This is a genomic window from Streptomyces sp. NPDC060198 (assembly GCF_042728415.1).
In the GTDB taxonomy this organism is placed as follows: Bacteria; Actinomycetota; Actinomycetes; order Streptomycetales; family Streptomycetaceae; genus Streptomyces.
Window position 1 is genome coordinate 1 of the sequence record NZ_JBHWZJ010000434.1, and the last position, 5,352, is coordinate 5,352.

Annotated in this window: 5 protein-coding genes; 1 reads left to right on the forward strand and 4 read right to left on the reverse strand. The window is 71.8% G+C overall.

Annotated elements, in window-relative coordinates; all coding sequences use genetic code 11:
• Positions 1-53: 53 nt before the first annotated feature.
• The 4 genes from ACFWEP_RS31020 to ACFWEP_RS31035 all read right to left on the reverse strand — a co-directional run bounded on the left by ACFWEP_RS31020 (position 54) and on the right by ACFWEP_RS31035 (position 4,434).
• Positions 54-1,118, reverse strand: a complete 1,065-nt coding sequence (locus ACFWEP_RS31020) for an iron-siderophore ABC transporter substrate-binding protein (RefSeq protein ID WP_387375078.1) — start codon at positions 1,116-1,118, stop codon at positions 54-56.
• A 259-nt stretch (positions 1,119-1,377) separates the two neighbouring features.
• Complete coding sequence (locus ACFWEP_RS31025) at positions 1,378-2,208, reverse strand: ABC transporter ATP-binding protein (RefSeq protein WP_387375080.1); 831 nt, start codon at positions 2,206-2,208, stop codon at positions 1,378-1,380.
• 64 nt (positions 2,209-2,272) lie between these two features.
• The gene (locus ACFWEP_RS31030) at positions 2,273-3,367 is read right to left on the reverse strand and encodes a FecCD family ABC transporter permease (RefSeq protein ID WP_387375082.1); all 1,095 of its coding nucleotides are present in this window, start codon (positions 3,365-3,367) and stop codon (positions 2,273-2,275) included.
• Positions 3,364-4,434 carry a FecCD family ABC transporter permease gene (locus ACFWEP_RS31035; protein WP_387375084.1) on the reverse strand — a complete coding sequence of 357 codons (1,071 nt, stop codon included), beginning with the start codon at positions 4,432-4,434 and terminating at the stop codon, positions 3,364-3,366. Before ACFWEP_RS31035 ends, ACFWEP_RS31030 begins: the two co-directional genes overlap by 4 nt.
• 281 nt (positions 4,435-4,715) lie before the next feature.
• Here ACFWEP_RS31035 and ACFWEP_RS31040 point away from each other — a divergent pair, with 281 nt between their 5' ends.
• A complete protein-coding gene (locus tag ACFWEP_RS31040) occupies positions 4,716-5,318 on the forward strand; it encodes an MSMEG_1061 family FMN-dependent PPOX-type flavoprotein (protein ID WP_387375086.1) in 603 nt (200 codons plus the stop codon).
• The last annotated feature ends 34 nt before the right edge of the window (positions 5,319-5,352 follow it).

Genomic DNA, 5,352 nt, shown 5'->3' on the forward strand with positions numbered 1-5,352 from the left:
GGGGCGCGACCGTGCGCCCGTCCCACCGGCCCGGAGACCTGGCGGGGTACCGCTTACTTCTTGACGTACTTCGCGAACTCCGGCACGACGTTGTCGATCGCGTAGGTGGTCGAGAGGATCGAGTCGGTGGCGAACGCCTGACTCAGACCGTCCTGGTCGAAGACCATCGCGTGGCCGTCGGCGACCGCGGGGATCTTCTTGTACAGGGCGTCGGAGGTGACCTGGGCCGGCTTGAGACCGATCGGCGCGGTGACGATCAGGTCGGCGTCGAACTGGTCGAGGTTCTCCTCGGAGACGCTGACCGAGAACGCGTCACCGGCCTGCTTCTCGATCACCGGGTTGTTCTTGAAGCCGAGCCGCTCGACGAAGTCGACGCGGCCGGTGCCCGAGACGTACGCGCCCCAGCCGACCGAGGTCTTGGAGGCGAGGGTGACCGTCTTGTCCTTGAACTCGGGGTGGGCCTTCGCCGCGGCGGCGAACTTGTCCTCGACGCCCTTGATCAGCTTGTCGCCCTCGGCCTTCTTGCCGAGAGCGGTGGAGACCATCTGGGTCTGCTGCTCCCAGGACAGCTTGTACTGGTCGCCGCCCTTCGGGACGCCGATGACCGGGGCGATCTTGCTGAGGGTGTCGTAGCGGGTCTGGTCACCGCTGGACTTGGTGTCGAGGATCAGGTCGGGCTTGAGGGCCGCGATCTTCTCGTACTCCGGCTCCATGGTGCCGATCTTCTCGGGGCTCTTGGTGTAGAGGCCCTTGGCCCACGGGCCGACGCCGTCGCCGCCGAAGGCCAGCCAGTCGCTCTCGCCGACCGGCTGCACGCCGAGGGCGAGCGCGGTCTCCGCGTCGCCCCAGCCGAGTGCGACGACCCGCTTGGGCTGCTCCTTCACCGTGATGGAGCCGAACTTGGTGTCGACGGACACCGGGAAGGCGCCGGTGGAGGCGGCTGCGGAGGCCGACGTGTCCTTGGCGGAGTCGTCGGAGTCGTCGGAGGAGCAGCCGGTCGCGCCGATCAGCACGGCGGCGAGCGGAAGCGCCAGCAGGCCGAGGGAGGCACGGGAGCGGGTGGGGGTACCGGAACGACGGGCAAGGGGGTTCCGGAGACGCACGTTCTTCATGCCCATGAGGTTAGCCTAACCTTAATTCACGCGACGCACAGGGGTACGATAAGCCCAACTCGCCCTACTTCAGGGCGAGTCGGACCGTCGCGCGGAGACCCAGGGCGTGTGTCGAAAGTGGCGCCGTCCGCCCGCGGGGCGGGTCCGGCTGCGTCCGGTGCGTGCGATCACGGCGGAGGTGATCCCGACCACGCGGCAAGCGTGCGTGCCGGGCGTCGCCGGACAGGCGGGATTTTCGACACACGCCCAGGGGCTCGGGGCGCGCTCAGGCGGCGGGCGCGTCCTGACGAGCGGCGGCCGGCACGTGGTGGCGGCCGATCGGCACGATCATCGGGGTGCCGGAGGCCGGGTCGGGGACGACCGAGCAGCGCATCCGGAAGACCTCGGTGACCAGTTCCCCGGTCACGATCTCGGTGGGGCGGCCCTCGGCGACGATCCGGCCGTCCTTCATCGCGACCAGGTGATCGGCGTACCGACAGGCGAGGTTCAGGTCGTGCAGCACGGCGACCATCGTCACCCCGCGCTCGCGGTTGAGGTCGGTGAGCAGGTCGAGGACGTCCAGCTGGTGGCTGATGTCGAGATAGGTGGTCGGCTCGTCGAGCAGCAGTACGTCGGTGTGCTGGGCGATCGCCATGGCGATCCAGACGCGCTGGCGCTGGCCGCCGGAGAGCTCGTCGACCGGGCGCTCGGCGAGCTCCAGCACGTCGGTGGCCACGAGCGCCTCGGCGACCGCCGCGTCGTCCTCGGCGGTCCAGGAGCGCAGCCAGCCCTGACGCGGGTAGCGGCCCCGGCCGACCAGGTCGGCCACGGTGATGCCCTCGGGGGCCACCGGGGTCTGCGGGAGGATGCCGAGGATTCCGGCGACCGACTTGGTCGGCATCGACCGGATGTCCTTGCCGTCCAGCAGGACCGTTCCCGCCGAGGGGGCGAGGAGCCGGGCCAGGGACCGCAGCAGGGTGGACTTCCCGCAGGCGTTGGGGCCCACGATCATCGTCACCTTGCCCGGCGGGATGTCGATGTCGAGATCCTCGACGATGTGCCGGCTGCCGTATCCGAGGCGCAGTCCACGCGCTCCCAGGCTGTGTTCCGCGCTCACGCGGTGCTCCCTTCCTGCTGGTCCTGCTTGCGCGGACAGTGGTGGCGGTCGGACGTCGGGCGGATCATCCGCCCTGTCCCGAACGGTTGGCGCGGATCAGCAGCCACATCAGGTACGGGGCACCGATCATGCTGGTGACGACGCCGACGGGCAGTTGGCCGGAGGCGCCGACGGGTAGCTCCACGAGGTCCAGCACGTGCTGCGCGGCGAAGTCGGCGACCAGCACCAGCAGGGCGCCGGTCAGCCCGGAGGCGACCAGCGAGGCACCCCGCCCGGGGGCCAGTCGGCGGGCGACGGGCGCGGACACGAAGGCGACGAAGCCGACCGGTCCTGCTGCGGCGGTCGCCACCCCGGCCAGGGCGACGGCGCAGCAGAGCAGCTGGAGCCGGCCCCGCTGGGTCCGGGCGCCCAGGCCGGCGGCGGTGTCGTCGCCGAGCTGGAGCACGGGCATCTGCCGGGCCGCCAGGAAGAGCAGCGGCAGCAGGACGACGAGCGCCCAGGCCAGGGGCCGCAGCAGGTCCCAGGAGCGGCCGTTGAGACTGCCGGTGAGCCAGAGCAGCGCCGACTGCGCCTCGGTGACCTCGGAACGGGTCATCAGGTACGAGACCACGCTGGACAGCCCGGCGCCGATCCCGATGCCGACGAGGACGAGCCGGGCGCCGGTCACTCCGCGCCGCCAGGCGAGTGCGTAGATCAGCGCGGCGGTGAACAGCGCTCCGGCCAGCGCGAAGACGGAGAGCAGCATCCCGCTGACCGCGAACAGCGAGGAGGCGAGCACCGCGGCGACGGAGGCTCCCGAGCTGATGCCGATGACGTCGGGGCTGGCCAGCGGGTTGCGCAGCAGGCTCTGGAAGACCGCGCCGGAGAGCCCGAAGGCGGCCCCGACCAGGATGGCCATCAGGGCGCGGGGCATCCGCAGCTCGCCGACGATGAACCAGGTGGCCGCGTCGGCGCGCCCGGTGAGGGCGGCGAACACGTCGGAGAGGGGTATCGCCATGTCCCCGTACGCCAGCGAACCGCACAGAGCGGCGACGATGGCGACGGCGAGGACCACGCAGACCAGGAGGTAGCGGGCACGGCCGTTGCGGCGCACCCGGACGACCTCGCGCACCGCCCCGGCGGGGGCGGACACGGAAGGGGTGGCGGCGGGGGCGGTCACAGTTCCACCAGCTTCCGTCGGCGGACCAGGATCACGAAGGGGACGCAGCCGATGACGGCGGTGACGATGCCGACCTGCACTTCGGCGGGCCGGGCGACCAGACGGCCGACGATGTCGGCGACGAGCAGCAGGATCGGGGCGAGCACCGCGCTGTAGGCGAGGACCCAGCGGTGGTCGGGGCCGGTGATCAGCCGGGCGGCGTGCGGGACGACCAGCCCGACGAACCCGATGGGTCCGGCGATCGCGGTGGCCGCGCCGCAGAGCAGGACCACCGCGAGGGCGGAGGCGGCGCGGGACACGCCCACCCGCTGGCCGAGTCCCCGGGCGACGTCGTCGCCGAGGGCGAGGGCGTTGAGCTGGGGGCCGAGGGCGAGGGCGAGGAGGGAGCCGGCCACGATGAAGGGGAGTACCTGCCAGAGCGCGTCGGTCTCCCGTCCGGAGAGCGACCCGACCTGCCAGAAGCGGAACTGGTCGAAGGTCTTGCTGTCGGTCAGCAGTACCGCGGTGGTGAGCGAGCCGAGGAAGGCGGTCGTGGCGGCCCCGGCTAGCGCCAGTTTGACCGGGGTGGCGCCTTCCCTGCCGATCGAGCCGACCCCGTAGACGAAGAGGGCGGCGAGCAGCGCGCCGCCGAAGCCGAACCAGATGTACTGCCCGGGGGCGGTGAGGCCGAGGACCCCCATGGCGAGGACCACGGAGACGGAAGCTCCGGCGTTGACGCCGAGCAGGCCGGGGTCGGCCAGAGGATTGCGGGTGACGCCCTGCATGAGCGCTCCGGCGAGACCGAGGGCGACTCCGGCGAGGATTCCGGCGCAGGTGCGCGGGATGCGGACCGTCCGGACGATGACGTCGGTGCGCCGGGCGTCGTCGGGGCTGACCAGTCCGTGCCACACGTCGGCGAGGGGTACGTGTCCCGATCCGACGGCGAGGCTGACCGCCGCGATCAGTACGAGGACCACCAGCGCGGCCACCAGGCCGCCGGCGAGTGCGGGGCGGGAGCCCTTGCGGCGGAGACCACCGGCCGGCGGTGCGGTACGCGCCGAGGGCAGGGTGGCGGAGGCCGGGGTCACCGGGCACCTGTCGCGGTGGCCGGTATCGCATCCGGCATCGTTCGCTCCTCAACGGGCTCCGCGTAAAGCCGGCAACCGGTTCCACGCAGGGGGAATGCCCGCCAGGAGATAACCCGAGGGCCTACAGTAAGGTGACCCTAACATTGTAAGCATGTACGGAAAAAACCGGTCTGGGTCACCATGCCGCACCGGCTGACCGTACGGATCCAGCCATCCACGGGTACCCGGCGAGGGCGACCTCCGTCCGTACGTACCGCCAGGCCACCTGCCAGGAAGTCGTCTTGCACCCCAGCACCGCAGCGCCCGCCGTCGTACCGTCCGCCACCCCGCTCCCCCGCGACGGCTGGGTCGAACTCACCGCCCCCGGGGAGTTGACCGAACTCCTCGGCGCCCCGCACCCGATCGTCATCGAGAAGGTCCACGACAGACTGACGGAGGAGGACCTCCGGCTCATCGGACGGTCCCCGCTCTGCACGATCGCCACCTCGGACGCGGCGGGCAACTGCGACGCCTCCCCGAAGGGCGGGGAGCCGGGGTTCACGCTCGTCCTGGACGAGCGCACCCTCGCACTGCCGGACCTGCCGGGCAACCGCCGCTCGGACGGCTTCCGCAACATCCTGCAGAACCCGCACGTGGGCCTGCTCTACTTCATACCCGGCGTCATGGACGTGCTGCGGGTCAACGGCCGCGCCCGGGTGCTACGGGACGCGCCGTTCTTCGGTGAACTGGCCGACGCGAAGGGCGCCCGGCCGCAGCTGGCGCTGCTGGTCGAGATCGACGAGATCTTCCGGCACTGCCCGGCGTCCCTGCGCCGCTCGGGCGTCTGGAAGCCGGACACGTGGGGCGCCGGCGCGCCGCCCGCGATTCCCGGGCAGCGCGGCTGAGGCGACCCGGCGCGGCGCGAGGGAACACGTCCCC